21 protein-coding genes are annotated in these 24,752 nt (G+C 52.5%); 5 read left to right on the forward strand and 16 right to left on the reverse strand.

Translation table 11 applies throughout. From position 1 onward, the window contains the following. Window positions 1–45 precede the first annotated feature (45 nt). Window positions 46–1,878 (reverse strand): glycoside hydrolase family 15 protein, encoded by a 1,833-nt coding sequence (locus tag L1047_RS00645; RefSeq protein WP_235276659.1) that lies wholly within the window; start codon window positions 1,876–1,878, stop codon window positions 46–48. A 133-nt stretch (window positions 1,879–2,011) separates the two neighbouring features. Between L1047_RS00645 and L1047_RS00650 the strand changes: the two genes are divergently transcribed. Both L1047_RS00650 and L1047_RS00655 read left to right on the forward strand, forming a co-directional pair. After that, window positions 2,012–3,130 (forward strand): radical SAM/SPASM domain-containing protein, encoded by a 1,119-nt coding sequence (locus L1047_RS00650; RefSeq protein ID WP_235276661.1) that lies wholly within the window; start codon window positions 2,012–2,014, stop codon window positions 3,128–3,130. Window positions 3,131–3,420: 290 nt separating this feature from the next. Next, a complete protein-coding gene (locus L1047_RS00655) occupies window positions 3,421–4,383 on the forward strand; it encodes a hypothetical protein (RefSeq protein WP_235276663.1) in 963 nt (320 codons plus the stop codon). Window positions 4,384–4,432: 49 nt separating this feature from the next. Here the strand turns inward: L1047_RS00655 and L1047_RS00660 are convergent, their stop codons facing one another. The 7 genes from L1047_RS00660 to L1047_RS00690 form a co-directional block, all read right to left on the reverse strand. After that, window positions 4,433–5,017, reverse strand: coding sequence for a hypothetical protein (locus L1047_RS00660; RefSeq protein WP_235276665.1), 585 nt, complete (start codon window positions 5,015–5,017; stop codon window positions 4,433–4,435). 33 nt (window positions 5,018–5,050) lie between these two features. Continuing rightward, window positions 5,051–6,775, reverse strand: a complete 1,725-nt coding sequence (locus L1047_RS00665) for an ATP-binding protein (RefSeq protein ID WP_235276667.1) — start codon at window positions 6,773–6,775, stop codon at window positions 5,051–5,053. Next, a complete protein-coding gene (locus tag L1047_RS00670; RefSeq protein ID WP_235276669.1) occupies window positions 6,775–7,368 on the reverse strand; it encodes a hypothetical protein in 594 nt (197 codons plus the stop codon). The genes L1047_RS00665 and L1047_RS00670 overlap by 1 nt, the downstream gene beginning before the upstream one ends. Further along, window positions 7,365–8,558 carry a DNA double-strand break repair nuclease NurA gene (locus L1047_RS00675; RefSeq protein WP_235276671.1) on the reverse strand — a complete coding sequence of 398 codons (1,194 nt, stop codon included), beginning with the start codon at window positions 8,556–8,558 and terminating at the stop codon, window positions 7,365–7,367. Before L1047_RS00675 ends, L1047_RS00670 begins: the two co-directional genes overlap by 4 nt. Then, on the reverse strand, window positions 8,548–12,144 hold the full coding sequence (locus tag L1047_RS00680; RefSeq protein WP_235276672.1) for an AAA family ATPase: 3,597 nt from the start codon (window positions 12,142–12,144) through the stop codon (window positions 8,548–8,550). The genes L1047_RS00675 and L1047_RS00680 overlap by 11 nt, the downstream gene beginning before the upstream one ends. Window position 12,145: 1 nt before the next feature. Beyond that, entirely contained in the window at window positions 12,146–13,420 is a 1,275-nt protein-coding gene (locus L1047_RS00685) for a metallophosphoesterase family protein (protein WP_235276673.1), read from the reverse strand. A 168-nt stretch (window positions 13,421–13,588) separates the two neighbouring features. Then, the gene (locus tag L1047_RS00690; protein WP_235276674.1) at window positions 13,589–14,488 is read right to left on the reverse strand and encodes a bestrophin family protein; all 900 of its coding nucleotides are present in this window, start codon (window positions 14,486–14,488) and stop codon (window positions 13,589–13,591) included. Window positions 14,489–14,947: 459 nt separating this feature from the next. Between L1047_RS00690 and L1047_RS00695 the strand changes: the two genes are divergently transcribed. Then, a complete protein-coding gene (locus L1047_RS00695; protein ID WP_235276675.1) occupies window positions 14,948–15,418 on the forward strand; it encodes a helix-turn-helix domain-containing protein in 471 nt (156 codons plus the stop codon). Window positions 15,419–15,452: 34 nt separating this feature from the next. On the opposite strand, the gene L1047_RS00700 is transcribed toward L1047_RS00695, so the two are convergent. Together L1047_RS00700 and tatA are read right to left on the reverse strand one after the other, a co-directional pair. Then, window positions 15,453–16,304: an anti-sigma factor domain-containing protein gene (locus L1047_RS00700; protein WP_235276677.1), complete on the reverse strand. Its 852-nt coding sequence runs from the start codon at window positions 16,302–16,304 to the stop codon at window positions 15,453–15,455. A gap of 144 nt (window positions 16,305–16,448) precedes the next feature. Further along, entirely contained in the window at window positions 16,449–16,694 is a 246-nt protein-coding gene (gene tatA / locus L1047_RS00705) for a twin-arginine translocase TatA/TatE family subunit (protein WP_328286014.1), read from the reverse strand. Window positions 16,695–16,916: 222 nt separating this feature from the next. Between tatA and L1047_RS00710 the strand changes: the two genes are divergently transcribed. Beyond that, complete coding sequence (locus tag L1047_RS00710) at window positions 16,917–18,377, forward strand: dihydrolipoyl dehydrogenase family protein (protein ID WP_235276679.1); 1,461 nt, start codon at window positions 16,917–16,919, stop codon at window positions 18,375–18,377. 61 nt (window positions 18,378–18,438) lie between these two features. Then, complete coding sequence (gene glgB / locus L1047_RS00715) at window positions 18,439–20,730, forward strand: 1,4-alpha-glucan branching protein GlgB (protein WP_235276680.1); 2,292 nt, start codon at window positions 18,439–18,441, stop codon at window positions 20,728–20,730. A 177-nt stretch (window positions 20,731–20,907) separates the two neighbouring features. On the opposite strand, the gene L1047_RS00720 is transcribed toward glgB, so the two are convergent. The 6 genes from L1047_RS00720 to L1047_RS16620 form a co-directional block, all read right to left on the reverse strand. Continuing rightward, entirely contained in the window at window positions 20,908–21,396 is a 489-nt protein-coding gene (locus L1047_RS00720) for a YqeG family HAD IIIA-type phosphatase (protein ID WP_235276681.1), read from the reverse strand. An 11-nt stretch (window positions 21,397–21,407) separates the two neighbouring features. Next, window positions 21,408–22,556 carry an endolytic transglycosylase MltG gene (gene mltG, locus L1047_RS00725; RefSeq protein ID WP_235276682.1) on the reverse strand — a complete coding sequence of 383 codons (1,149 nt, stop codon included), beginning with the start codon at window positions 22,554–22,556 and terminating at the stop codon, window positions 21,408–21,410. A gap of 114 nt (window positions 22,557–22,670) precedes the next feature. Next, the gene (gene pyrH, locus L1047_RS00730; protein ID WP_235276683.1) at window positions 22,671–23,429 is read right to left on the reverse strand and encodes a UMP kinase; all 759 of its coding nucleotides are present in this window, start codon (window positions 23,427–23,429) and stop codon (window positions 22,671–22,673) included. Between the two features lie 86 nt (window positions 23,430–23,515). Next, window positions 23,516–23,662, reverse strand: a complete 147-nt coding sequence (locus L1047_RS00735) for a hypothetical protein (RefSeq protein ID WP_235276684.1) — start codon at window positions 23,660–23,662, stop codon at window positions 23,516–23,518. A 116-nt stretch (window positions 23,663–23,778) separates the two neighbouring features. Then, window positions 23,779–24,111 (reverse strand): TMEM165/GDT1 family protein, encoded by a 333-nt coding sequence (locus L1047_RS00740; RefSeq protein WP_235276686.1) that lies wholly within the window; start codon window positions 24,109–24,111, stop codon window positions 23,779–23,781. Between the two features lie 56 nt (window positions 24,112–24,167). Continuing rightward, on the reverse strand, window positions 24,168–24,671 hold the full coding sequence (locus tag L1047_RS16620; RefSeq protein ID WP_328286015.1) for a TMEM165/GDT1 family protein: 504 nt from the start codon (window positions 24,669–24,671) through the stop codon (window positions 24,168–24,170). Between the last annotated feature and the right edge of the window lie 81 nt (window positions 24,672–24,752).

A 24,752-nucleotide genomic window follows, 5' to 3' on the forward strand; every position in this document is an offset into this window, starting at 1 on the left:
AAAAGAGGTCATGCCTATGTTAGCCGCAGCTAGAGGGGATCCCGGTTAATCCCGTTGGCCTAAGGCCCGATCCAGGTTGAAGGCGGCACTGATCAGGGCCAGATGGGTAAAGGCTTGGGGAAAATTGCCCAGCGCCTCGCCACTAGAGCCAATTTGTTCTGCATAGAGGCCGAGGTGGTTGGAGTACCCCAGCATCTCTTCAAACATCAGCCGGGCCCGCTCCAGCCAGATTGGATCGGCGGCCCCGGCCCGGGTCATGGCTTCTACCATCCAAAACGAACAGATGTTGAAGGTGCCCTCTTCCCCGGTCAGGGCATCGTCGGTTTTGTGCACATCGTAGCGGTAAACCAAGCCCCCCATCATTAGGCCCCCTTGTCGTAGCGGACGACCAATCGCCTCCAGGGTTTTGAGCATGCGCGGATCCGTGGGAGCCAAAAACAACACCAAAGGCATGATCAGGGTGGAAGCATCCAGGGCTTCGCTGCCGTAAGCTTGCACAAAGGTTTGCAGCTGCTCGTTCCAGCCTTTGTCCATGATTTCTTCGTAGATTTGGTCGCGGATCCGTTCCCAGCGCAGGCGATCGGCAGGGAAAGAACGTTTGTTGGCCAGCCGCAAGGCCCGATCCAACGCCACCCAGCACATCAGGCGCGAGTAGACAAAGTGTTGGGGGCCACCCCGCACCTCCCATACCCCTTCATCCGGCTGGTTCCAGTTGTCGCAAACCCAATCCACCAAGCGGCGCAGTTGGATCCAAAAGTCGTAGGAGATCGGGATCCCGTATTTGTTGAACAAGTAGACCGAGTCCATCAACTCGCCGTAGATATCCAGTTGCAGTTGGTTGTAAGCCCCATTACCGATGCGTACTGGACGGGATCCCTTGTAACCCTCCAGATGATCCAAGGTGAGTTCCGTCAATTCTTTGCGACCATCAATGCCGTACATTAGCTGCAGAGATCCATCCGGGTTGGCATCATGAGTGCGTTCCTCGATCCAGTGCATAAATCGGGCGGCCTCTTCTGTGAAGCCAATGCGCATTAGGGCGTAGATGGTGAAGGCCGCATCCCGAATCCAGGTGTAACGGTAGTCCCAGTTGCGTTGGCCGCCGATCCCTTCCGGCAAACTGGTGGTGGCAGCGGCGATGATCCCCCCAGTAGGCTCGTAGGTGAGCAACTTGAGGGCGAGGGCTGACCGGTGCACCATTTCCCGCCAGCGCCCCGTGTAGGTACACTGCGAAACCCAGTGCCGCCAAAATTGAACGGTATGCAAAAACAGCTCATCCGCCCGCTGTTGCTCCACAATGTCACAGTTGCTCAGATCCCGATCCTGTTGCAGTACTACGAAGGTGGTTTGTTCTTCTTGCAGGGTAAATTCCGAAACCACCCCATCCCCATCAATTTCTAGGGGTAGGCGGGCGGTCATTTCCAGAGCCAGATCTTTGCTGATGAAATTGGCCCCACAGCCGATCAACTTGGTATCGTGGGGATCCCGTCCGTAGTTAAACGCAGGCTGACAGATCAGCTTAAAGGTCATGCTGCCCCGCACCGCCCGTACCCGCCGGATCAGCCAGTGATAGCCTGGTTCATCCGGTCGCAGACCAACGGTCATATAATCCACCACATCGCCAATGCCAGATTCGGAGACAAAGCGCGTCACCAAAACATTCGTATCCGGCCAATAGAATTGCTGACTTTTAACATTTTCTCCCACGGCCGTAATTTGAAATCTTCCCCCTTTTTTATCGTCTAAAATCGCGCCGAAAATACTGGGGGAATCGAAGCGGGGCAAGCATAGCCAATCAATTGAGCCATTCATGCCCACCAGCGCCACACTTTGCATATTGCCGATGATGCCGTAGTTCTCAATCGGTTGGTAGGCCATGTTTGTGCAGGGGTTAGGGTCTATGGCTAGCCTAACCGAGGGATCCCCCGGCAAAGATGAGATTCCCATGAAATTAAGAGTGAAGATCTAGTATGAGCAGGATCGGCCCTCTTGTTAGGGAGTTGGATTCCCCATGCCCAAACCACTATCCATGCCGCAACTGGAGCGCCTCCACATCGAGGTGACCAACGTTTGCAACTTTAAGTGTGAGTTTTGTCCAGATGCGATTATGGCCCGGCGACGGGGGCATATGGATCCCGCCCTGTTGGAGCAGATTTTGGATGAAGTGGCCACAACGCAATTGGCCCGAGTGGTCGCCTTTCACCTAATGGGGGAGCCGCTGATCTACCCGCACATCTTCCAGGGTATTCACATGGCGGTAGCACGAGGTCTGGATCTGCACCTGACCAGTAATGGCAGTACCTTCGCCCTCTGGCCGGAGCACATTGACAGGCTTATCTACAGCCGTTTGCCCAAACTGACAATCTCGCTGCAAACGCCGGATCCGGTTACGTTCATCATTCGCGGAGCACCTCCTCGTCTGACTCCGGAGCGCTACTTTGCGGGCATTACCCAATTTTTACAGGCTCATTTGCGCTCCGATCGCGCCAGCGGGCCGGAGGCCTCTAGCCCCACCCAGGTACACCTGAAATTTCTTGATACCAGCCCCCACCCCTTTTTGGTGCCCCACAAAGCTCTCTCGGTGATCAACTCCGCACAACAGATGCGCTCAGAACTCTCCGCCTGGGCCACGCGGATTTTACAAGGGATCCCTGATGCCCCGGATCCCGATTGGGTGGGATCCCAAATCGCGACCTATCGGCCCGGACGTTGGCAACAGATTCGCCTTCACCCCCGCTTGGTTTTGGAAACTTTCCCCCTAGATAGCTGGGGCAATGTCGAGACAGAGCGGGTGATCCCGGCCCGTTGGGGGTACTGTAATGGGGCCTCTGGGCAGGCAGGGGTTCTCTACGATGGCACCGTGGTGCCCTGCTGCAAAGATTATGAAGGTCGGATCCCGTTGGGACAGGTGAAGTTAGGGGGATCCCTGCTGGACATTTTGGCGGGCCAGCCAGCCTGTGCCTTGCGACAAGGGTTTAATCGGTTTCAGGTGAACAACGCCGTTTGTCAACGCTGTATGGGTGCAGACACATCTGGCAAAGCGCTCCTGCGTCAGGCGGGATCCATCGCCTATTTCAAGCTGTATCGCCCCCTAAAGCAAAATCTAGATCCTGGCTGGGGAGAGGTCTAGTTAGGGCCACTGTATTTGTCACCTCCCCCAGCAACCGTAAGGGAGCCCCGTGGGGCTGGCGATTGAGACCCTTAGATTTTCTTCTTGTCACAAATTGCTTTGCTCTAAGTTACAGGTGTTTGTTGTTGGTGATCTTTTTCAGGGTTTCGGATATATTATTTTTGGAATAGTTTTTTGCAGAGTTAGCCGATTGTTTCCCTCGTGATCGCGGACATTAAGTGAGCATTGAGCAGGCATTAAGTTGTGAACCTCTAGGTATCTAAGGGTAATCAATTTGGATAAAATATGTTATGAAGATTACGATTGATATCGATAAGTTGTTGGCAGAAGGTCGCATTGACCAGGACGAATACACTCGTCTCAAATCTTTGGCATTTGCAGCTGAGGATACCGGCTCTCTGGCATTTAATATTTTGATTAGCTTTGGTGTGATTGCGGCAACGTTAGGAGCCATGGCTTTGCTGCCATCTGCCGAGACAGCGCTCACTTTGGGCTTGATATTATCAGGCGTTGGTGTTTACTTTCAAACTAAATATGCCAAAAATTGGGGTGTGTTGGGCACAATTTTATTGCTTGTGGGCACATTAATGGTGAGTGGCGGCATCTTAGCCATTACCCAGGGTGGTGTTGTCGGCTTTTTGCTGGTGATGGTGTTTTGCGCAGTCGGGGGGATTTTGACGAAACGAACCCTACTCATTATCCTTGCGACCTTGGCACTCTCGGCGACGGTAGGGGCCATGGCAATGTATGGCTATGCCAGCTATTTTCTTGTGATTCGCCAACCCCTGATTACGGTGATCCTGTTTAGTGCCTTGGGTTGGGGTGCTTATTTTTTCTCCCTCAGACTGTCCGTAGATTACTCCCACCTGGCGATCGCCGTTTCCCGTACTTCCTTATTTTTGGTCAACTTTGGCTTTTGGGTCGGGTCACTTTGGGGCGACTCCCTCTGGCTTGGAAACGATAGCTGGAGCCTCGATAGCCGCAGTATTATCCCCGCTTGGTTTTTTGCCTGGGCCTGGGCCATTGCCCTGATTGGAACGATGATTTGGGCAGCACGGCAAAACCGACGCTGGGCGGTCAATGCTTTGTCTGTCTTTGGGGCGATCCATTTTTATACTCAGTATTTTGAAAACTTAGGAGCATCTCCCACAACTTTGTTAATGGCTGGCATCATCGCTTTGGGCATTGCAGTGACGCTTGCCCGTTACAATCGGGCCACTCATAGCGCTGCACTTATAAATAAATTAAATTAGCAATTATCAATTAGTAAAAATTAGTGAAGTGATTTGCCCGCCATCCCTGTCAGGGGCTCAGCAAATCGGCGGCTCCCTGGCCAGGAATCAGCAAGCGCTCCACCGGCTCGGGCGTGGGGCGAGTCGGGGCAGCATCGATATCGCTGGGAATATACAATGCTGTTGGGTTGGGATCCCCGCCAAAAGCCAACAAAATAGCCTCGAGGAGAGCTTGTCGCTGTTGCCGGTTCAGGGATTGCACTACAGCTTTGTCTTGAGCGTAAGGGTTGACCGTGAGGCGATCGGCACCGGGATAGCGCTGGGCAATGATCGGCTCGTTAGCATCGAAATAATCCGCTATCGTTAGCTGCCAATCCAACCGATCCGTGGGGGAACGGCCCGCCACCTGCAGGTGATACACCATCATCCGCCGCACCAAGGTGTCTTCTTCAGGAGTAGGGCCGGTGCCATCTGGAGATGCGGGGGTATAGGTATTCTCGAGGGGAAAATCCGGCAAAAGGCTGTATACCTGCCGAGCCGCATCCGGGATCAAGCGCAACTGAGCCTGTACAGGCCAGGCCCCCCAAGCCAAGCTGAGGAGGATCCCCAAGGTGATGCTCGCAAAGGGAAGTTGCCGCTGTTTCACCCGTTTCACCCCAAATCCTCTTCAGGATCCTAACTTAACCCTCTAATCGATACTCAAGCCTTCCACCCTCTGAGCTTGAGCACGCGGTTTCAAAGGGGCCGATTGAGCCAGCCGCTCCCGTTCGCGGTGGGCTTGAAAGTGGTTTTGCCAAAGGCCAAGAATATCCAAGGTTTCCCCCCCATGCCGGGTGTAGCGTTGCCGTACTTTACACAATACAGGTGTATTGACACATACCCCAGAAATGATCACCTGTCCTTTACTCAAAGCGGGTAATTCCTGCATCAAATCCCGTCCGGCGGCCTCGACGCTGTGGCGCAGATTCTCTTGATCAGAAGGATTGACGATCCGCATCAAAAACTGGCTCATGCATTGGGAAAGAATATCGGAATCTAATTTGCCAGGGCGCTGCGTAATCAGCCCTACTCCCAAACCAAATTTACGCCCTTCGCTAAGGATCGTCCGCAATACTTGTTTGCATCGGGAAGGATCATGAGCAGGGGCAAAGCGATGCGCTTCTTCTAACAAGATAAATACCGGATAGGGTAAGTAATTTTCATCCCCTGGATCGATCTTTCCCTTGTGGGTATTCATGCGGGCATGGTTGGCTTGACGCAAAATCGCGGCGGCGATTACCTGTTGCTCTTCTTGGCTGATCTCGTTCATCTGTAGGATGGTTACTTGGCCTGGCTCAAACAAATCTTTGGGGGCCAGATGTTCCAGATTGCTGAAATAGGGAGAGCGATCAATTTGCTCCAGTTTCCACTCTAGGGCTGCTGCTGAGGATCCCTGGGATCCATCTTCTGAAGAATCCACTTCATTCACAGCATCGATCAGATCCTGGATTGTCCAACGCACCGGGTTGAAATGAGTTGTATTACGGAAGGCTTTTTCCAGAAATGATTTCTGTCGATCTGTCATTTCCGGCAGCAGCGTGAGAATATCGAAGAAATTGAGTGAGGAAATTCGGATTTTAATCTCTTGCGGAGACAAAACTTTAACCTTGGGACGATAGCCATCTTCACCCAAAAACTGATGATGAGATTGCATTTCTGCCAGGGTATTGTACTCCCCATGAGGATCAAAAATGAGGACAGCCGCCCGATTCTTGGGCAACAACAACTCTTCGATCAACACTCCTGCTGTGTAGGATTTGCCGGATCCCGTCCCTGCAAGAATCGCCAGGTGGGTGCTGACCATCTCCTTGACATCCAGTACCACCGGCACGGATCCCTCGTCGCGCAACAGTAAACTACCTAAATGAGCACCCCCAATCGCCAATTCATCCCGCTTGTTCAAGACAGATTTCAACAGCTGATCGGAAGCCAGAAACACCTTGGCACCGGGATCCGGAGCGCGACGGGGGTTGATAAAGCCCATGGCCCGATGGAAATAGCCGATTACTTCCACAGTGACGGCATAGATTTCTGGATTGGGATGGGTAAAACCCACCAAAGCTACAATCGCACTTGGGTCAATTTCGGTGTCGGCAAAAATACGATCGGGGATGTGATCCAACAGTTGCACTTGGCCAATTTTCCCCAGGATTTGTAGTAACCGTGATTGCGGATCCCGAACTTCGTAGTAAACAAACTCTCCAACTTTTACTGCCTGAGTATTGGAGGTAATAAACACATATTGATTGGAACTTTCTCCGGGACCTTTGACGGTGCCTATCACTTCTGGAGCGTTGTTGGCCAAAGAAAGGGAGGTCTCCTGGTGATGGCCATTGCTGGATTGTTGAGGGATCCCTGTGGATTTTTTTGACATTAGCGCATCGCTCCCATAGTCATTTTCCAGGACAATTCTTTGCTGAGGATCTGTAAAGCTCGTTGTTGAGCTGGATCTGCAAACATCGGGGTAATATCATTTAAAACTTGATAGATCAGATGATCGGCAAAGTTACCGCCACTATTCAGCAGCAAACCGTAGTAGGAAAATTGGGTTTGCCCTCTGGGATCCTGATGAAAGCGTAAAACTTCCTCTTGGCTCATGCGAAAAACGGGCGTATTCACAGGCACGACCACCCGCGGGATCCCTTGGTTACCATAGCCATGTTGTTCATCTAATGCTCCGATTAAAACCACGGACAATAGCGTGCGCACCTCATTTTGCAAATCGGGCGAGAAATAGGGATCCGGTTCACTGGACAGACGCGGCCCAGAGTTGAGAAACATCGGGTTCAAAAGCTGCGTATTGTAGACTAAGCCGACGGCCCAGTGCCGTCGATCGCTTTCTAACTTGACAAAGCTCCCAAAGCCGTAGTCATCATGAGTGGGAGGATTTTTCACCTCCAAAACATCATCCACCTGCACCACATAGTCACAGTGATTGTTGGAGCGAACCACTTTTCCCAATCTCATCGGATCCGCCTCCGCTGAAGTTTACTCACAGTTTTACGAGATAATCTTAGGTTGAGTTTCTCACGGGCTGCCCAATCTTGCATCAGACGCAAAAACAAGTTGCGATCTTCACTGCTAATCACGGCTGTTTGATCGGCTGTTTCGATGACATAGGGATAACCTCGACCAATCACCACCTCACTGCGGACAATATCCACCAGCCAATCCAGCAAGCCAGCTTCATAAACCCAAACTGGAATCTCTAGCCTCGCCGGAAAATTATCACTGGTGCGCAGATAAACAAACCCAACTCGCTCGCGCATTTCTTGGTAGCGATTGAGGATCCCCTCTTGTGGACTGAGACTACCTCCACGGGCACAGATAAAGAAGGGTGTGCGATCTCCCCAGTCCAGCCAGGAGCTGAGCAATTGAGCATCGTGAAGTTGTGGGGCATCAGGTAAATCAAAGCAGTATTTAAGCAACTTAACTAGATCAGAGGTATAAGTTGTGTCAATGTAAGCTACCAACGGGATCCGGTTCTGTTGACTAGCTCGCAGTAGCGGCAATAGGCACTGCACATAAAAATCTTGGGTCTCTGGCTCGAAGGCTTCAGCAAACGTAGCCACCAAAGCCCCATCCAAAAAGGCTAACTTCCGGGATCCCTGCTCCGACCGTTGAATATACTCGTGCAGCCTTTCAGTCTCCATTTGAAAACGACGTTGATTGACAACTCGTTCTTTCGGCTCCCCACTGCTATTAGCTCCCAAATCAGTTGGAGTCAGCACATCTACTTGAATATCTTTTTCGTAACTGCCTTCAGCACAGTGATGATTTTCATACCAGCCGATCTGGACTAAAGCGATTGGGATAGAAAGTTCCTTGCTTGGATAAATCTGGGATCCATCCACGGCAAAGGTAGGAATATCTTGAATGACTGACTTAACCCATTCGCAGCTTTCTTCATAGTTTGCCCACTCATGTGCAAAAGGCACCTTCCAACTTTGATGTATATCCCACTCAGCGGTAGGTAAAGCCCCTGGAAACATCAATAGGGCCGTTTTTTCTGCGATCTCTAACCCTGACCATTTACACAATTGCTCCATCGCCTGCTTGTACAATTCTCGTCGTTCCGACAGACCTCTATCAAACGTGGTAAAAGCTTCGCGTTTCTGATCCAGAACAGCTAGGATCCGATCCGTTCTAAGCACCATAAAAGGGATCCCTCCTTTCTGTAGTTAGGCCAAAGCTCCTTTCTACCCGGATAATATTCTCCGTCACTTGCTCAAAAGTATCGTCGTGGCTAATGACAAACAGTTGTTGGAAGGAGCGCAGGTTGGTAATTGCTTCTGCTAGTCGTCGCCGTCGCTGCATATCCATATTAGTGGTGGGTTCGTCAAAGAAGGCAATATCCAATTGTCCCAAAACCTTTAACAAAGCCAGTCGTACAGCCAAAGCTGCACACATTTGCTCTCCTCCTGAAAGGCTGGCAAAGCGTCGTTTGGTGCTGCTGCCTTCTTGCACTCGAATCTCATAGTCTGGTTCCCAAGTTAAGCTGACATTTGGACGGTTAAGTATTTCTCGAAACAGTTGATCGGCGGTGTGATTGATTTGTTGTAGATAATGTTGGGTAATTTGCGGGCCAGCTTTTTTGTAAACCTCTCGACTAAACTTGATAAACCGATGCAATCGCTCCTTTTCAGATCGTTCTGTTTCCACTTTTTTAAGGCTATCTTTTACTTGTTCTAGCTGTTGTACCCTTTCCTGTATCTTCATGAGTTGAGGAGCAATACTTTCTAGGTGAGCTTTGGCTTCAGCTTCTTTTATTTTCACTGTTTGTAGTAGAGCTTTGTGACTTTCGTAGTCTTCTAGTTGAAATTGGCAGATCAGTGGATCCCTTTGTGCTCGGAGCTGGGCCATCTGGGTTTGGAGCATGTGCCATTGCGTTTTCAGATTCTCAAGAGCTTTTTCTCGCTCAGGTAGGAGTTGGGCAACTGGCTCAGCCTGAAGATAGTTCTCGTGGGTGGAGCGATACTGATCCCGTTGTTGTTGCAGGGATCCCATTTCTTGCTCTAGATGCTCACTGGCTAGTAAAGATTTTTGCAGCTTTTCTAGTTCTGCTTGAATCTGTTGCCGCTGCTGTAGATAATCCGCTTGACTGCGTAAACATTCAGTCTCGGCCTTAAGTTCTAGCCGTAAACGTTCTGCCTGACCACGGGGATCCCCTAGAGCCATTAGGGAATCCCTGAGCTGCTCTAGTTGAGTTCGGATTTTCTCCGCCGTTCCCCGCTCCTGTTCCCATTGATGTATCTGAGCTTGCTTTTGTTGTCCTTGGTTTTGAATTTGATTTAGCTCTGCTTGGGCCATCTGCAACTCCCGCTGGCGCTGAGCCAGACTTTTGGCTGTCTCCATCGAGGTAATGACTTTTTCATAGCCATTACGACAGGTTCTCTGCTCTTCTTTTAGAGACAAGATTCTTTCTTCTATGTCTTCTAAGGGCTGGAGCTGCTGATCCAGAAGTTGAATATCTGCACGAATAGGATCTATTTTTCCAACTAATTGTTGCCAGCGCCGCTGAATAGGAGCTTTTTTTTGGAGTTCCTTTTCTAGTCGTTTGAGCTGTGCCCGAGGATCCCCTAGTTTTTGTAGCTGTTCGTTCAATTCCTGTTGTTGACGAATAAAGGTAGGTTCTGCTTCAAGACTCCAATGGATATCATCTATCTTGTTTTGCAGTTCTATCTGTGCTTGCAGAAGCTCTTGCCTGTGTGATTCCAACTCAGGGAGTTGCCTCGTCAGACCCAGCAGAGGTTGTAACGTCTTAAGCTCCTCCTGTAAGCTTAAAAATTGCTGATTCAGTTGGGCTTTGTCTGTTTGAGAAGTTAGATCTCGCAAAATATTATGGATAGATTGAAGTAGGTCTTGGCTGAGAGTCGAAGACTGGCTGAACATATCGTGGATCCGTTCCCAAATTCCTTTCCATTCCGGGTACTGTTGCTGTTGCAATTCTAGATCTTGAAGCAGGGATTGGATGCTTTGCTGCTGCTGTTGGAGACGATTTGTTCCCTGCTCCAATAAGGTCTGCATTTCCTGATGAAATTGTTGGGCAGCCGCTATACGACTCAGTTGAATTTGAATGCGTTCTTGCTGGGCTTCCAATTCAGGTATCCTGGCAACCTGCTCCAAATAACCCCTCCTCTGCCGAAGTGTATCCTCTAACTGTTGTAGCTGCTGCTGAAGATGGATTTGCTCTGTTTCTTTTTGTTTGAGTTCTAAACGAATTGATTGAAATGGTGTTAGTCTCTTCTCTATTTCCAACAATTGCTTTTCCAGGGATCCCTGTTGTTTTATAAGAGGATTTAGACTGTGAATTTCTTGTTCGATTTGTTCAAAGGCAAGCAACTGTTGCTTGTATTCAGCCTCCTGAATTTGCAAGTGATGGAGTTCCTGTAATCTTTTCTCTCGCTGGCTGCCCAAGCGATTCCGGGTTTGCTGATCAACTTCTCGCTGGGCAATCTGGGTTTCTAGATCCTGGTACCGAGTATAGGCAGGTTGATGCTGGCGACAAATGGCTGACGCCTCTTCAGCCTCCTGCACCCGGCTCTGGAGAAGTTGGCACCGCTCCGATTGAGTTGCCCATTCCCCTCGCAATCGCTCCAATTCCATTTGCCATTCCAACAGTCTATTCAAGTGTTGAGTTAAACTAACTTGCTCAGCCTCTAAATCCTGTTGAGCTTGTAGCTTGGGGTTCAGATCCTCGAGTTCTTGTTTCCATTGCTCTAATTGCCTGAGTTTCTCTTGTAATCTGGTTAGTTCTGTATCTATGGCCTGTTGCTGGGAGAGCAAATGATCCCGCTGCTTGAGCCAACTAAACCGCTGTTGTTGTTGCTTTTCTAAATCCCGCAATTGGGTTTCTGCTGCCAGAAACAGTTGGGATCCCTGAAGGCATTGATCCCGTTGGGCTTGGGCTTGCCGGGCCTGTTGGAGAAGTGCTTCGGCTTGTTCCTGACTAACTTTGAGTAAAGCTTCCTGCTGTTCTCGTTCCCGTAGTTGTTGATCTATGATTTGAATTTGTCTGAGTAGGCTCTCTAGCCTTTCGAGTTGCACCTGAGTTTGTTGAATGACCTGGTTTTGCTGCTGAAGCTGTTCTTGCCAATAGGATAAATCCTGCATCAATTTTTTCTGTTCTAATTGAAGGGAATTCCAATCCTGAAGTTGTTGGTTAAATAACTCTATTTGGTGCTTGATTTCTTGAATCTTTGCTTCGCTGTGTTTTTCCACCGCAAGCAAGTCTTTCGCTACCGCCTGGTACTCTTCAACTTTCAAGATTCGGTCGAATATCTCTTTTCGATCTCGACCTGTTTTCAGAAAATCGGCTGTAAATGTTCCTTGTGGTACACCAATCGTAGTTGCAAATAAACGAGCCAGATCAGTTCCTGTGGGCACTCCCAAGTGTTGTCGCAGCCAAGGCAACACATCCACCTTGCGCTCATAATCCAATCGTTGATTCAGTTGCGGGTCAAAAAGCCGATACCCCTGAGTGACGCTGCGACGAACTGTGTAGGTACGCTGATCCGCCTGGGAGACAAATTGCACAGTTACAACCGCATCGCTGGCTCCTACCCGAATCATTTCTTCTTGACTGTATGGCGAGTGATCAAATAAAGCCCAAGCAATTGCCTCCAGGATACTGGTTTTTCCAGCTCCATTTTCCCCACAAATGGCATTGGTGCCTGGCTCAAACTCAAAGACTGTATCCACATGAGACTTAAAGTTTTGCAGTGCTAAAGAGAGGATGCGCATGTTAGTCTTCCTCCTCCAGAAAAGTGCTGCTCAAATGGGAGTACACTTCCGATTCTTCTTGACCATCCAACACTTTTTCTTTGAGATCTAGCAATAGATGAGCCAGTTCAATGCTGCGCTTACGATAATGAGCATGACCACTCAACAGATCGGTGTAGATTTTCTCCTCAATTTGTAGCCGTTGACCTTCTTCTTCTAAGGTGATTGCGGCGGATCCCAGTTCTAAAGGGGTCGCCTCGAAGCGAAACAACAAGATTAAGGCTCCGGTCACTTGTTGCAGTTGTCTCTGGAGGGCGCGGCTATCCAGGTCGTGTTTGGCAAAGCCCACCTGCCCCACCAGACGAACTTCCACAATCGGCTCAGGACTCTCCTCCTGGGGACGGGAGCCCTCTGCCAAGGTCAGCAGGGCAGCAGCGACTTGCTCTGGGGTTTCTTTCCCCTTGATCTCCAGACGTAACCGTTGACAGGGCCGCTGATAGTAGTCCCGCACCAATTCAGCTTGGGGCCCGCCATCTCCCCATTGCACCCGGTAGGCGCCGCGCTCAAAGTCCCATTCGGCGGTGCTGTTGGCCTCCAGGGATCCCGGATTAAACACCCAGCCCCCCTCAGAGTAGCTCTTGTGAATGTGTCCCAAAGCCAAGTAGCCCACCCCCGCTTCCTTGAGGGGCAACAATTCGCTGTAGCGCAAAGCCCCCTGATACCGCGCGATTTGCCCTTCCAAGCCGTGATGAAACATCAGCACCACTCGTTCTGGGCCAGGAGGCAACTGACGAATCGCCGCCGACAACTGCTCGATCGATTTGGGGGCTGCTGACCCGTACCACTGGGATCCGATCACCCTAACCCCGCAGGGCAAATCCCAATAGGCTCCTCTGCGAGTTTGCTCTGACCAAGGCTGCAGATGAATCCCCTGCTCCCCTTCGCTGGGCTCTAGCAAAATCAGCTCCCCATGATCCGCTAGGTAGCGCAGCCAACTGGTTTTTACCCCAAAAGGTCGATTGTCATGATTGCCTTCGATGGCCAGCACGGGAATTTCCGCCTGTTTCAGTGCCCGTAAAACGATCTGGGCCTGATTGAGTACCCCCGGCTGAATTTGCCGATGCTCAAACAGGTCTCCGGCAATAACCACAAAATCGACCCGATTCTGAATAGCATAACGCTGCACCACATCCCGAAAAGCCAAAAAGAAATCCTTACTCCGTTCCGGGCTGTCATAACGGTCATAACCCAGGTGAACATCAGCCAGATGCAGAAAGGTGCAGGTTGATCGGGCCATGACAGCAAATCCCATCTGATCCTGAGCAAATTGCCCACAGTTTAGCAGACTGGATTCTGCTGCCTGCCCAGATATAGGGATCCCGTCCCCCAAATTTAGGACTTTGCTCCCTTCTTGCCCCCTACCGGTAGACGCTGTTGAATGAGCCCCAAGGTGAGGTTCTTCTGGCTAAGTTAATCGGTTCGAATGAATTAAATCTGTGATGTTGTGCCACATTTTTCCGCAAATCGCATCCAACGGCAAATCATTGGGATCCCGGCCAAAGGGGTTCTCAATTTCAATGCCAATCTCTTCGATACCAAACAACATAAAGCTCACCAACCCTGTGATTGCCCCGGTCATCCAGCCCAATCCCTGCACCATCTGAAATGGCAAAGACAAGCAATAGAGCAACAACAACTGCTTTAAATGTAGGGCGTAGGCCAAAGGCATCGGCGTCATCAAAATTCGCTCGCAAGCTCCCAATGCATCTACCATGCTGTTGAGCCGTTCCACCATAATCGTTAGCTGATACACCTCGACCCGCTGGGTTTCATACTGCTGCTGCAAGTAATCCCCGATCCAAAAGGCAATCTGCAAAGGGGGATGATTCAGGCTTTTGAGACGCTGTAGTTTTTCCGGGCTAACCAACGGTTGAATCTCTTCCGGCAGGAATTCTTGGCGCAGGTGCTGCTTCATGGCCACCGCGAAAGCGGGCAGTAGATATAGGGTTTCGATTTTTTCTTCCCGGTCGCCCAGCTGCTGTTCTTCAATCACCACCCAAATCAGTCGTGCTAAATTTCGCACATCATTCACCAAAGCGCCCCAGGCTTTGCGACCCTCCCAAAACCGTTCGTAGGCTGTGTTGGTGCGAAACACCAGCATCAACCCCAATACGATATTCGGCACAAACACCACCAACGCCGGCAGATCCAGCGGCAACCCCAACTCGTAAAGGATCGAGATCAACACCCCGAACAACCCACAAATGAGGGTGCGGGGAAGCACCGCTGGCACCACCGATCCTTGTAGCTGTAGGGCCAGCCGGAACCAACGCAACGCCTCCCAAGACCTAGGCTGACTGACCATAGCGCGGGATCCGCAAGTTTGCCTCTCAATCCTACAGCCCTAATCCTCTCTCTCTGGAGTACCCAGTCGGCTCCTTTGAGCAGTACGTCTCAGAGATTATAAACTCCTGAAAGATTAGGGGCTGAAACAAAAACAGCTTCTGTTAGAGATTTTTCAGATTGCCATTCGGCAAACGTCAAGGGATCCCCATAAAAACTTCAGAAGCAACTTCCAGAAACTAAAGCGTCCATGTTACACTCTCCTTCAAGCATTAGTTTCAACTCCATTCTGCGCGAGTTTAGGGTCTTTCCTGCTCGATTGGCTCGCTAGGGCAGGGGTTCCTGCTGATTTGAAGGAGGGTCTCTTCTGCTTGCTAATAAGTCGGTAGTCGGCCTCTGGGCTTGAACTTGTTCCCTCCGCGGAGCTTTTGTCTCCTCTACCTATTCACGAATTCACGAATTGATCCCACGGCATCTCACCATGGCTGGAGTTCTTAAGTTAGACATTCAAGAATCGGTCGAAGAGTTAAAATTGCTACTCGGCAAGCAGGCTACCCCGATGGGCAAAGAGCGGGTTCAAGCTCTTTATCTTCTCAAGATTGGAAAAGTCAAGACGATTACGGGTTTGGCTGAAATTTTGGGCCGGGATATCTCAACCATTTTCCGGTGGTTTCAACGCTACAAAACCGCAGGCCTAGAAGGCCTGTTGACGGTGCCCCGCAATCAAGGGCGCAAACCCCTCATCCCCACTCCAATTTTGGAAAGTCTCAAACAAGAGCTGCATCAACCCGGTCGGTTCCGCACCTACAGCGACATTCGCGACTGGCTGCGGGAAAACCACGGGGTGGATGCCTCCTATAAGGTGGTGCACGAAACGGTGCGCTACCGCCTCAAGGTGCGTTTGCGGGGATCCCGTGGGAAGCGGCGTTCTGGAGCTGTACGAGCTTCTTAGCGTTCTTTCCTGGGGTTCTGTTGTCGGTGACCCATCACAGCTGGGCAGCCGGAGTCAAAACATGACTTTGCAACAACGGCGCTCCTGTAGGAGACTCGCTCCCTCCTATCGGTTCGAGGGTGATCAATAGGCGAGTGGGTTGCGCAGAAAGCGTAGGCCGACTCAGCCATTGCAGGGATCCCTCTCCATTGACGGTAAAGGTGCCGGCACTTTCTAGCATTTGCGCGCCTCCCTCCAAATCCGACTGCAACCACAACTGATAGGTGCTTCCCTGGGGGGCAGGAGCCATTTCTGAAGCCAACAGCAACACCTGCTTGGCACGGGGTGACCACAAGGCCTGTACCAGCAGCGGGTTCCCCAGGCTGGGATCCCGTAGGGTTATCCGTTGAATATCCGGCTGCTGTTGCCACTCTTGGTAAAGCCGCTGGATTGCCATCTGATCCTCAGGCAAGAGGGATCCCCACTGCCAGCGCAAGCGCCAGTATTCTACCGTCATTCCTGTCGCATAGAGTCCCAAAACCCCCAGACCGACCAACAGAATGCGTCGAGGCCAAACAGAAGCTGTCGTTTGAATCGCGGTGGGAGCCGGCAACCAGGCCCAGCGCCGCAACCGTTCTCTTGCTTGAAAGGCCGTCAGTTCGTACAGCCACAAGGCTACCGAGCGATCCCGTTCTATATCGAATACATCCGCCCGCTTCCAGCAAAACTCGAATACCTGGCGCACCACTTCTTCTGCTTGGTGGGGTTGCTTGAGGGTGGCCAAGGCAATATCGAGTAGCCGCTTTTGATAGCGATCCTTCAGGAGAAAGTGGCTGCGCCGATCCCGCGATTGGATCTGGCGCATCAGCTCGGAATCGGTCAGCTCCGCCATAAGACTCCGTTTCATCCAGGCCGATGAAGCCTAGCTAGTAGCGTTAGATGCAGGGGTTTCCCCAGACTATACACTACCTCTACTTATTCTGCTGTGGGCTAACCCCATACATTGCATGTCTATCGACTATCGAATGTCTATCCCCGAAGAAACCTTTCCTCAGGCAGCATCCTTCTCTGCCACCTTCTCAGAGCTTTCGGTGCTGGCAGACTCTTCATCGCTGCTGGGATTGTTCATCTCCTGTTTGAAGCCGCGCAGAGCTTTGCCCACAGCACTGCCCAACTCCGGTAACTTCTTGGGGCCAAACACGACCACCGCAATCACCCCAATCACCGCCAGTTCCGGCAGACCCATGCCGAAAATCCCCACGGCCAGAACAGGTTCACTCGGTAGCAGAATAGTCATAAATCCCCAAGACCCGAAAAACAAAAAAGTTAGCAGTTGCCAGTCCGTCTCACTCTAGCAAGATCTTCTCTTGTTCAGAAAGGGATCCCAGGGTTCAACCCTTCTCAGGATTTTCTCATACCCCACCCACAGCCTATTCAGGATCGGGCAGGTAGGATTGTCGTGTCCCTGCCAATTGGGGATTTTTGCGGTTTCCCCCTTCACCTTACCCAGAAAAGAGCCATGACTGTTCCCTATGATGTTGTCGTCATTGGTGCTGGTTCAGCAGGTCTTGTGGTGGCCAGTGCAGCCTCTCAACTGAAGGCGAAAGTCCTGCTGGTGGAAGGCAGCGATCGCATCGGCGGAGATTGCCTTTGGTACGGCTGTGTACCGAGCAAATCCTTAATCCACGTTGCCCATACGGTTCACCAAATTCACCAGGCGGCTGCTTCTGGTTTGGTTTCTTCGCTAAACGGGACAGGGATCCAGGTGGATTACCTCAAGGTGTACCAACATATCCGCTCTGCTCAGGAGTTCATTGCCAACCATGCCGACTCGCCGGATCGCTTTCGCAACCTGGGGGTGGAGATCGTTTTTGAAAAGGGCCGCTTTGTGGATGAACGCACCTTCGAGGTGGGGGGGCGGCGGGTACAGGCGCGGGCTTTCGTGGTGGCCACCGGATCCCGCCCGTTGATCCCTCCCCTGCCGGGTTTGGCGGAGGTGGGCTGCCTGACCAATGAATCGGTGTTTGATCTGACGCGATTGCCCAAATCGGTGGCGGTTATCGGGGCGGGGCCAATTGGTTGTGAATTGGGACAAGCGCTAGCCCGCCTCGGCTCCGAAGTGAGCTTGATTGCCAGCCGGGATCGGATCCTGCCCAAGGAGGATCCCGAAGCTGCCCAGGCGGTGCAGCATCAGTTGGCTCAAGACGGGATCCACATTTTGACCCAAACCCGTGCCCAAAAAGTCAGCCTAGAGAACGGCGAAAAGCTCCTCTACGTCGGGGCGAAAAACGGCAATGGCGGCAAGGTGATCCGCGTAGAAGAGATTTTGGTAGCCGCAGGTCGGATCCCGAACCTGGAAGGGCTAGGCTTGGAGGCTGCCGGTGTACAGTACAGCGCTCAAGGGATCCAGGTGAACGCCAAACTGCAAACCAGCAACCCCCGGATCTATGGCTGCGGCGATGTGATTGGGGGGCACCAATTCACCCATGTGGCCGGGTACGAAGCGGCAGTGGCTCTGGTCAATGCCCTGTTTTTACCCATCAGTAAGGCCAGTTACCGGGTTATTCCCTGGGCTACCTTCACCGAGCCGGAACTGGCCCGGGTTGGTCTTACCGAAAGCGAAGCCCAACAGAGATACGGCCAAGATGTGATGGTGCTCAAGCACGAGTTTGCCGAAGTGGATCGCGCCCAAGCGGAAGCGGCTACGCTGGGCTTTGCCAAATTGATCTGTCGGCGCAACGGCCAGATTTTGGGAGCCCACCTTGTCGGATCCCATGCGGGAGAGCTAATTCATGAGGTGGTCTTGGCCATGAGCCACCAATTGCCCGTCTCGGCCCTGACGGGGATCCACGTTTACCCCACCCTCTCAGAAGTGAACGCCAAAGCCGCCCTACAGCACAAGAAACAAAAATTTGCCGCCAACACCCGCCTGCAAAACCTTCTGCAGAGGTTCTTCGCTTGGAGGCGGGCCTGGAGTTAAACCGCCAAACGGGAAGTCAGCCACCGTTACACTGAGATCAGTTGTCTGTTGAGGGTTCCCGATGGCATTTCTTCTGTCTGCCGAACAAGTGGGTCAGTTTGTCTCTAACCAATGGCGGGATCCCTTTGCCGTTTTGGGGCCACAGCAGATAGAAGAGGCCGGTGAGTCCTTTTGGCTGGTGCGTGCCCTTATCCCCAATGCCAAGCAGGTTTGGCTGGTGGAACGGGCCACCGGGCAAGCTCATCTGATGCAGCCGCTACACCCAGAGACCCTGTTTGAACTGCGCTGGCCCTCTGGGGATCCCTTGCCGGACTATTTTTTAAGATCACAGCGCACCTGGGATCCCGAAGGGCGACAGTTGGAAGAGTGGGAGGATCCCTATCGGTTTCCCCTAGAGCAGGTGAATCATGTGGGGGAAGTGGATCGCTACTTGTTTGGCGAAGGCAACCACCACCGCATCTACGACAAGCTGGGCGCTCATGCCATCACTGTCGAGGGGGTAGCCGGAGTTCACTTTGCCGTTTGGGCCCCTAATGCTCGTAATGTCAGCGTTATCGGCGATTTTAACCACTGGGATGGCCGCCAACACCAGATGAAGATGCTGGGAGAAAGCGGCATTTGGGCTGTGTTCATTCCCGGTGTGCCTGTGGGGGCGATCTACAAATATGAGGTGAAAACCCCCTGGGGCGATATTTACGAAAAATCGGATCCCTATGGCTTCCAGCAGGAGGTACGACCCAAGACCGGCTCCGTTGTCACGGATTTGAGCAGCTATACCTGGGAGGATCAAGCCTGGCTGGAACAGCGAGCCGCTACCGAACCCTTACGCTCTCCTGTCTCCGTCTATGAAGTACATCTGGGATCCTGGATGCACGGCTCGGCTGAGGATCCCCCGGCCACAGGGCAAAGTGTGTTGGTGGATCAAAAGCCCAATACTCGCTTCTTCACCTATCGGGAGCTAGCGGACAAATTGATCCCCTATGTGAAGGAGCTAGGCTTTACCCACATTGAGCTTTTGCCGATAGCAGAGCACCCCTTCGATGGCTCTTGGGGCTATCAGGTGATCGGTCACTATGCCGCCACATCCCGCCATGGATCCCCGCAAGACTTCATGTATTTTGTTGACCAAGCCCACCAAGCCGGGATCGGGGTGATTGTCGATTGGGTGCCGGGACATTTTCCTAAAGATGGGCATGGGTTGGCCTTTTTCGACGGCACTCATTTGTACGAGTATGGCGATTCTCGCAAAGGGGAACACAAGGGTTGGGGCACGTTGGTCTTTAACTATGGCCGCAACGAAGTGCGCAATTATCTGGTGGCCAACGCCCTCTTTTGGTTCGAGAAATACCACATCGACGGGATCCGGGTGGATGCGGTAGCTTCCATGCTGTATCTGGATTACGACCGCAAAGAATGGCTGCCCAATCCCTACGGCGGAAGGGAACATATCGAAGCCATTGACTTTTTCCGCCAACTCAATACCCTGATTTTCAAATACAACCCCGGTGCTCTTTCCATTGCGGAAGAATCCACCGCTTGGCCGATGGTGACCTGGCCAACGCATGTGGGCGGGTTGGGCTTCAACCTGAAGTGGAATATGGGCTGGATGCACGACATGCTGGATTATTTCCACATGGATCCCTGGTTCCGCCAGTTCCATCCCAATTTGGTCACCTTTAGCCTCATGTACGCCTTTAGTGAAAACTATATGCTGGCCTTCTCTCACGATGAGGTGGTACATGGCAAGAGCCACATGCTGGGCAAAATGCCTGGGGATCATTGGCACAAATTTGCCAGTCTGCGGGCTTTGTACGGCTATATGTTCACCCACCCCGGCAAGAAAACCCTGTTCATGAGCATGGAGTTTGGCCAGTGGAACGAATGGAATGTTTGGGCTGACTTGGATTGGGATCTATTGCAGTTTGAACCCCATGCCAAGTTGCACGATTACGTGGCCAGTTTGAATCGATTGTTGCGCTTGGAACCCGCTCTCTACACCCAAGACATCAAACCGGAGGGGTTCCGCTGGATTGACTGTAGCGATCATCGTGGCGTTGTCTCCTTCATTCGCTACGGGGAGGATCCCAACGAGTGGGTGGTGGTGGTGTGTAATTTCACGCCGGTAGTTTGGCCCAACTACCGCATTGGCGTGCCGGCACGAGGTTTCTATCGAGAGCTGTTCAATAGTGATGCTGTCGAGTTTTGGGGCAGCGGGGTGGGCAATTTGGGGGGCAAATGGACGGATGACTGGGCCTGCCACAGTCTGCCCTATTCCCTAGATCTTTGCCTGCCGCAACTCTCCACCCTGGTGCTGAAATGGCAACCGCCGGATCCGGTTGAGTCTCAAGGATAGTTTACTAGCTACACTAGGTTCACTTATCTTCTATCTTCATTGCCCCGGATCCCGACTCTGCTCCTGTTGTGTGAGCGGTTTGTGTTCTCTGTTTTTCCTTCATCTTCAGGCATTGACCAAAATTACAAAGTTGATCCGAGGGCAGATGCCGCACCGGATCCGGCAATTTGGATTGCCCTACGAGCGGGGATCCAAAATCGCAGCAGGTTTCTCTTCCACCACTCCCGCCAAGAGGGAGTTGACCAGCACCGTCACCAAACCCAGTCGGTTACCTGCCAAAATATCCGTTAACAGCCGATCCCCCACCATGGCTACCGCCTCCACTGGCAAGCCCATCTGGGTTACTGCCCGCCGCAAAGCCCGCCGTGAAGGTTTCCCAGCGCGGTGAATGTGGGGCAGATCCAGGCTTTCTCCGATTTGCCGAATCCGGTTGCGGTTGATGTTGTTGCTCACCAGCCAAATTTGGAATTGGGGGCGCAACTGCTCCAGCCAAGCCACCACGGCGGGATCCACCTCAGCCTGTTGAATCGGCAACAGCGTACCGTCCACATCGAAGATAATGCCTCGTACCCTCCATTCCAACAGCGCTTCCGGCTGTAGCCGCAAGACGGTGCCTGCCACCACCAAATCCGGCTGAAGGAGTTTGAACCAAGGTTTGTGTACCATCCTATGCTCGGTTAAGGACTTGTTGCCGCTCCCGGTGAGGTCTGCCCTGCTTGCCGCTCCCGGATAATTTGGAGTTGAGCCGCCTCATGCTCTGCTAGTGTTTTGCTGAAAACATGGGTGCCGTCGTAGCGGGCGACAAAATAGAGGAAATCCGTCTCCTCCGGTTCTAAAACGGCTGCTAAGCTAGCCAATCCAGGACTGGCAATCGGGCCAGGAGGTAAGCCTGGATTGAGGTAAGTGTTGTAGGGGGAGGGGGTACGCACTTCTGCCAGGGTGAGGCGGCGATCCGGTGTTTGACGGATATTGAGAGCATATTCCACCGTCGGATCCGCCCCCAACGGGATCCCTTGCCTGAGCCGGTTCAAAAAGACACCCGCAATTAAGGCTCGCTCCTCCGGCACCACTGCCTCCCGCTCCACAATGCTGGCCAAGGTGACCCACTCGTGGAGGGATAAGGGGGTGGAATGTTGTTGAAACAGAGGCAAAGCCACTGAGACAAACCGCTGCAACATGGCATTGACCACCGTTTGGGCCTTCTCGTGATCCGGTAGGGATCCCTCTACTTGTTCCACCGGAAACAGGTAGGTATCCGGGAACAGATACCCTTCCAGAGACTTGAGATCCTGGGGCAGCCAATCTAGGGGTGGAATCACCTGAGCCATGGCGATGAACGTATCGGCCCCAAGCCAATTTCGTTGGGCCAACGCAGCCGCCATCTGGTCGATCCGCCAACCTTCCGGGATTGTCAGCCGCGTTTGTAGGACGTTACCCTGGCGCAGTTGCTGGGCCACCGCCAACATGTCTTGACTGGGATCCAGCAAGTAAGTACCTGCCTGAAATACCCAATCCCGTGCTAGGGTACGACTCCATAGCCTCCAGGCTACATCGGAGCGAATCACACCCGCCTGGTAAAGCTTTTGCCCGATTGAACGGCTACTGCTCCCCTGCTCGATCACCACCTGGATGGGTTCTGAACCGCCCACGGGTTGTAGCCAACGTTGCCACTGCCAGTAGGCCAAACCGACAGCCACCGCCAGCAGAAGCACAATACCCTGAAGACAACGCCTAGCCCAGCGACGAGTGCTGGAGTGGGGAGGCACAGCTGAGCGTTTGGGCAAACGAGTATCCTGTTGAGCCGGAAGCTGCAGATCTTCTGCCATCAGTTACCCCTCCACAATCATCTGAGCACATCCTTCTGTCAGGCTACTCTGCAATCCAGCGGAAGGCTTGCTAGGGTGATCCCGGCCCAATTTTAGCTTCAGTCCTATTTGGGATCAGCTCTCCTGAGCCACAGTGACTGGGATCCCCTTGTTCTCCCCGGGATGCTGCCTGATCACCGTCCCGATCGGTTCTCCCGTCACCACTCGATAGATATTGCCGGGGGTTGTCAGGTCAAAGACGACAATAGGCAGTTGATTCTCTTTACACAGGGCAATGGCAGTACTGTCCATCACCCGCAAATCGTGGGTGAGCACATCCTGGTAGCTAAGGACATCATAACGGCGGGCTTGGGGGTGGGTCTTGGGATCGGCATCGTAAACCCCATCTACCTTCGTAGCCTTGAAGATCACCTCTGCATCGATCTCAGCTGCCCGCAAAGCTGCAGTGGTGTCGGTGGTGAAAAACGGATTTCCTGAACCGGCTCCAAAGATCACCACCCGCCCCTTTTCTAAATGACGGATGGCGCGACGACGAATGTAGGGTTCTGCCACTTCCTGCATGGCAATGGCGGTCTGGACGCGGGTGGGGATCCCGGCGCGCTCGATAGCATCCTGTAAGGTGAGGGCGTTGATAACCGTGGCCAACATGCCCACATAGTCGGCAGAAGCCCGATCCATGCCTTGGGCCGCCGCCTCTTTACGGCCCCGCCAGATATTCCCGCCCCCCACCACAATCGCTACTTGCACATCGGCCCGCACCACGGAGCCGACTTCACTGGCAATCGATTGCAAAATCTCGGGGTCAATTCCATAGGAACGTTCCCCCATCAGGGCTTCACCGCTCAGTTTCAGTAAAATCCGTCGATATTTCATGCTCACCCGATCCAGCCCACCCCTGCATACAATAGCAGGTTTGTTGAGCTAGCCCCGTTCAGATCTGGCCAAAGGATCCCAGCAGGCTAGGGTTCTTCGGTGGCGCTGGCATCATTGTCTCGAGGAGCAGAACGGAAGCGGCGGCCATTGCGAGCGCGGCTTTTCTGAAACTGTCTGGCATATTCGCGGTTCCGCTCGGCTTTTTCTCGCTTCAAGTTGCGTTTTTTGGCCATGCTGGTTTTCCTGACCGGCGATCCGGTATAAAGTTATGTAGCACCCGATTCAGGTGCGAAAATCAAGCGTTTCCAATCCTAGCACGCTTCGGCTGACCCATTCTGAATCCCTGCACTCAACTGGCTATTGGCAGGGATCCCCACAGCAGCGTTAGCCCGATCAACACAAAACCTAAACCGGCCGCAGTTTTAATCCAGCGAGGCGGGAACCATCGTGCCACCCAGGCCCCGGCCCACACCCCGATTAAGCTGGTGCTGATCAAGGCGGCGGCGGCTCCGAAAAAGATCACCACAGGGTTTTGAGCGCGTGCACTCAGGAGCAATGTTGCAAGTTGGGTTTTATCTCCCATTTCTGCCAGCAGAATCGAGCCAAAACTGACTAGGATAACCCGCCAGGCTGTTTGGCCTAAGGAAGATGAATTTGGGCTATCGTCCTTGTCGATCAACACGTTCCTCTGCTGCTCCCCGCTTTGTCTTGTTTGCTCGCATGGGTTTCCCAAAACCACTAGCCCTCCCGAAGGACATCTCCCCGCCACTCTTGCCAAAGCACATAGCCCCCAATCACTAGGAAGCCTGCGCCGGCTAACCATTGTAGCCAGTCTGACGGAATGACCTGACCCAGACCGCCCCCCAACACAACACTGAGCAAACTGGCCGTCACCAACGCACTAGCAGAACCGAAAAAGATTGCCCAAGGGGATCTTGATTGGGCACTCATCAACAATGTTGCCAGTTGGGTCTTATCCCCCATTTCTGCCACGAACACCGTCATAAAGGTCATGAACCAAAGTTGTGGCCTGGATCCCTCTACAGGGCTATTGGCAGCAGCAACCTCAGTCGGCGTGGATGCACTCTCAAAAGCTATCTCAGGGGAAGACGATGTATCCAAAGCCACCTCCGCCAGTGGAGAGGTGGATCCCGGATGCCATTCCAGATACTGATGCCCAAAGGCCAAAAAACCTAGGCAAATGGACAAAGAGACCAAGGCCAGTCCCAGTCCCAGAACCATCTGACCTTTCCAAGAACGCGGCGACGCCATGTTGTTTGCCGTTTTGGGTAACCACTGACATGCAGCTTATCCTGTCTGTTG

The sequence above is a fragment of the Synechococcus sp. Nb3U1 genome, from assembly GCF_021533835.1.
Classification (GTDB): domain Bacteria; phylum Cyanobacteriota; class Cyanobacteriia; order Thermostichales; family Thermostichaceae; genus Thermostichus.

Coding starts and splice junctions, on each gene's coding strand:
- L1047_RS00675 (WP_235276671.1), bottom strand. CDS start 8,558: ATGGTGCTTAGAACGGATCGGATCCTAGCTGTTCTGGATCAGAAACGC.
- tatA (WP_328286014.1), bottom strand. CDS start 16,694: ATGACTATTCTGCTACCGAGTGAACCTGTTCTGGCCGTGGGGATTTTC.
- L1047_RS00650 (WP_235276661.1), top strand. CDS start 2,012: ATGCCCAAACCACTATCCATGCCGCAACTGGAGCGCCTCCACATCGAG.
- pyrH (WP_235276683.1), bottom strand. CDS start 23,429: ATGAAATATCGACGGATTTTACTGAAACTGAGCGGTGAAGCCCTGATG.
- L1047_RS00665 (WP_235276667.1), bottom strand. CDS start 6,775: ATGTCAAAAAAATCCACAGGGATCCCTCAACAATCCAGCAATGGCCAT.
- mltG (WP_235276682.1), bottom strand. CDS start 22,556: ATGGCAGAAGATCTGCAGCTTCCGGCTCAACAGGATACTCGTTTGCCC.
- L1047_RS00685 (WP_235276673.1), bottom strand. CDS start 13,420: ATGGCCCGATCAACCTGCACCTTTCTGCATCTGGCTGATGTTCACCTG.
- L1047_RS00695 (WP_235276675.1), top strand. CDS start 14,948: ATGGCTGGAGTTCTTAAGTTAGACATTCAAGAATCGGTCGAAGAGTTA.
- glgB (WP_235276680.1), top strand. CDS start 18,439: ATGGCATTTCTTCTGTCTGCCGAACAAGTGGGTCAGTTTGTCTCTAAC.
- L1047_RS00670 (WP_235276669.1), bottom strand. CDS start 7,368: ATGAGATTGGGAAAAGTGGTTCGCTCCAACAATCACTGTGACTATGTG.
- L1047_RS00655 (WP_235276663.1), top strand. CDS start 3,421: ATGAAGATTACGATTGATATCGATAAGTTGTTGGCAGAAGGTCGCATT.
- L1047_RS16620 (WP_328286015.1), bottom strand. CDS start 24,671: ATGGTTCTGGGACTGGGACTGGCCTTGGTCTCTTTGTCCATTTGCCTA.
- L1047_RS00710 (WP_235276679.1), top strand. CDS start 16,917: ATGACTGTTCCCTATGATGTTGTCGTCATTGGTGCTGGTTCAGCAGGT.
- L1047_RS00700 (WP_235276677.1), bottom strand. CDS start 16,304: ATGAAACGGAGTCTTATGGCGGAGCTGACCGATTCCGAGCTGATGCGC.
- L1047_RS00645 (WP_235276659.1), bottom strand. CDS start 1,878: ATGGCCTACCAACCGATTGAGAACTACGGCATCATCGGCAATATGCAA.
- L1047_RS00690 (WP_235276674.1), bottom strand. CDS start 14,488: ATGGTCAGTCAGCCTAGGTCTTGGGAGGCGTTGCGTTGGTTCCGGCTG.
- L1047_RS00680 (WP_235276672.1), bottom strand. CDS start 12,144: ATGCGCATCCTCTCTTTAGCACTGCAAAACTTTAAGTCTCATGTGGAT.
- L1047_RS00720 (WP_235276681.1), bottom strand. CDS start 21,396: ATGGTACACAAACCTTGGTTCAAACTCCTTCAGCCGGATTTGGTGGTG.
- L1047_RS00735 (WP_235276684.1), bottom strand. CDS start 23,662: ATGGCCAAAAAACGCAACTTGAAGCGAGAAAAAGCCGAGCGGAACCGC.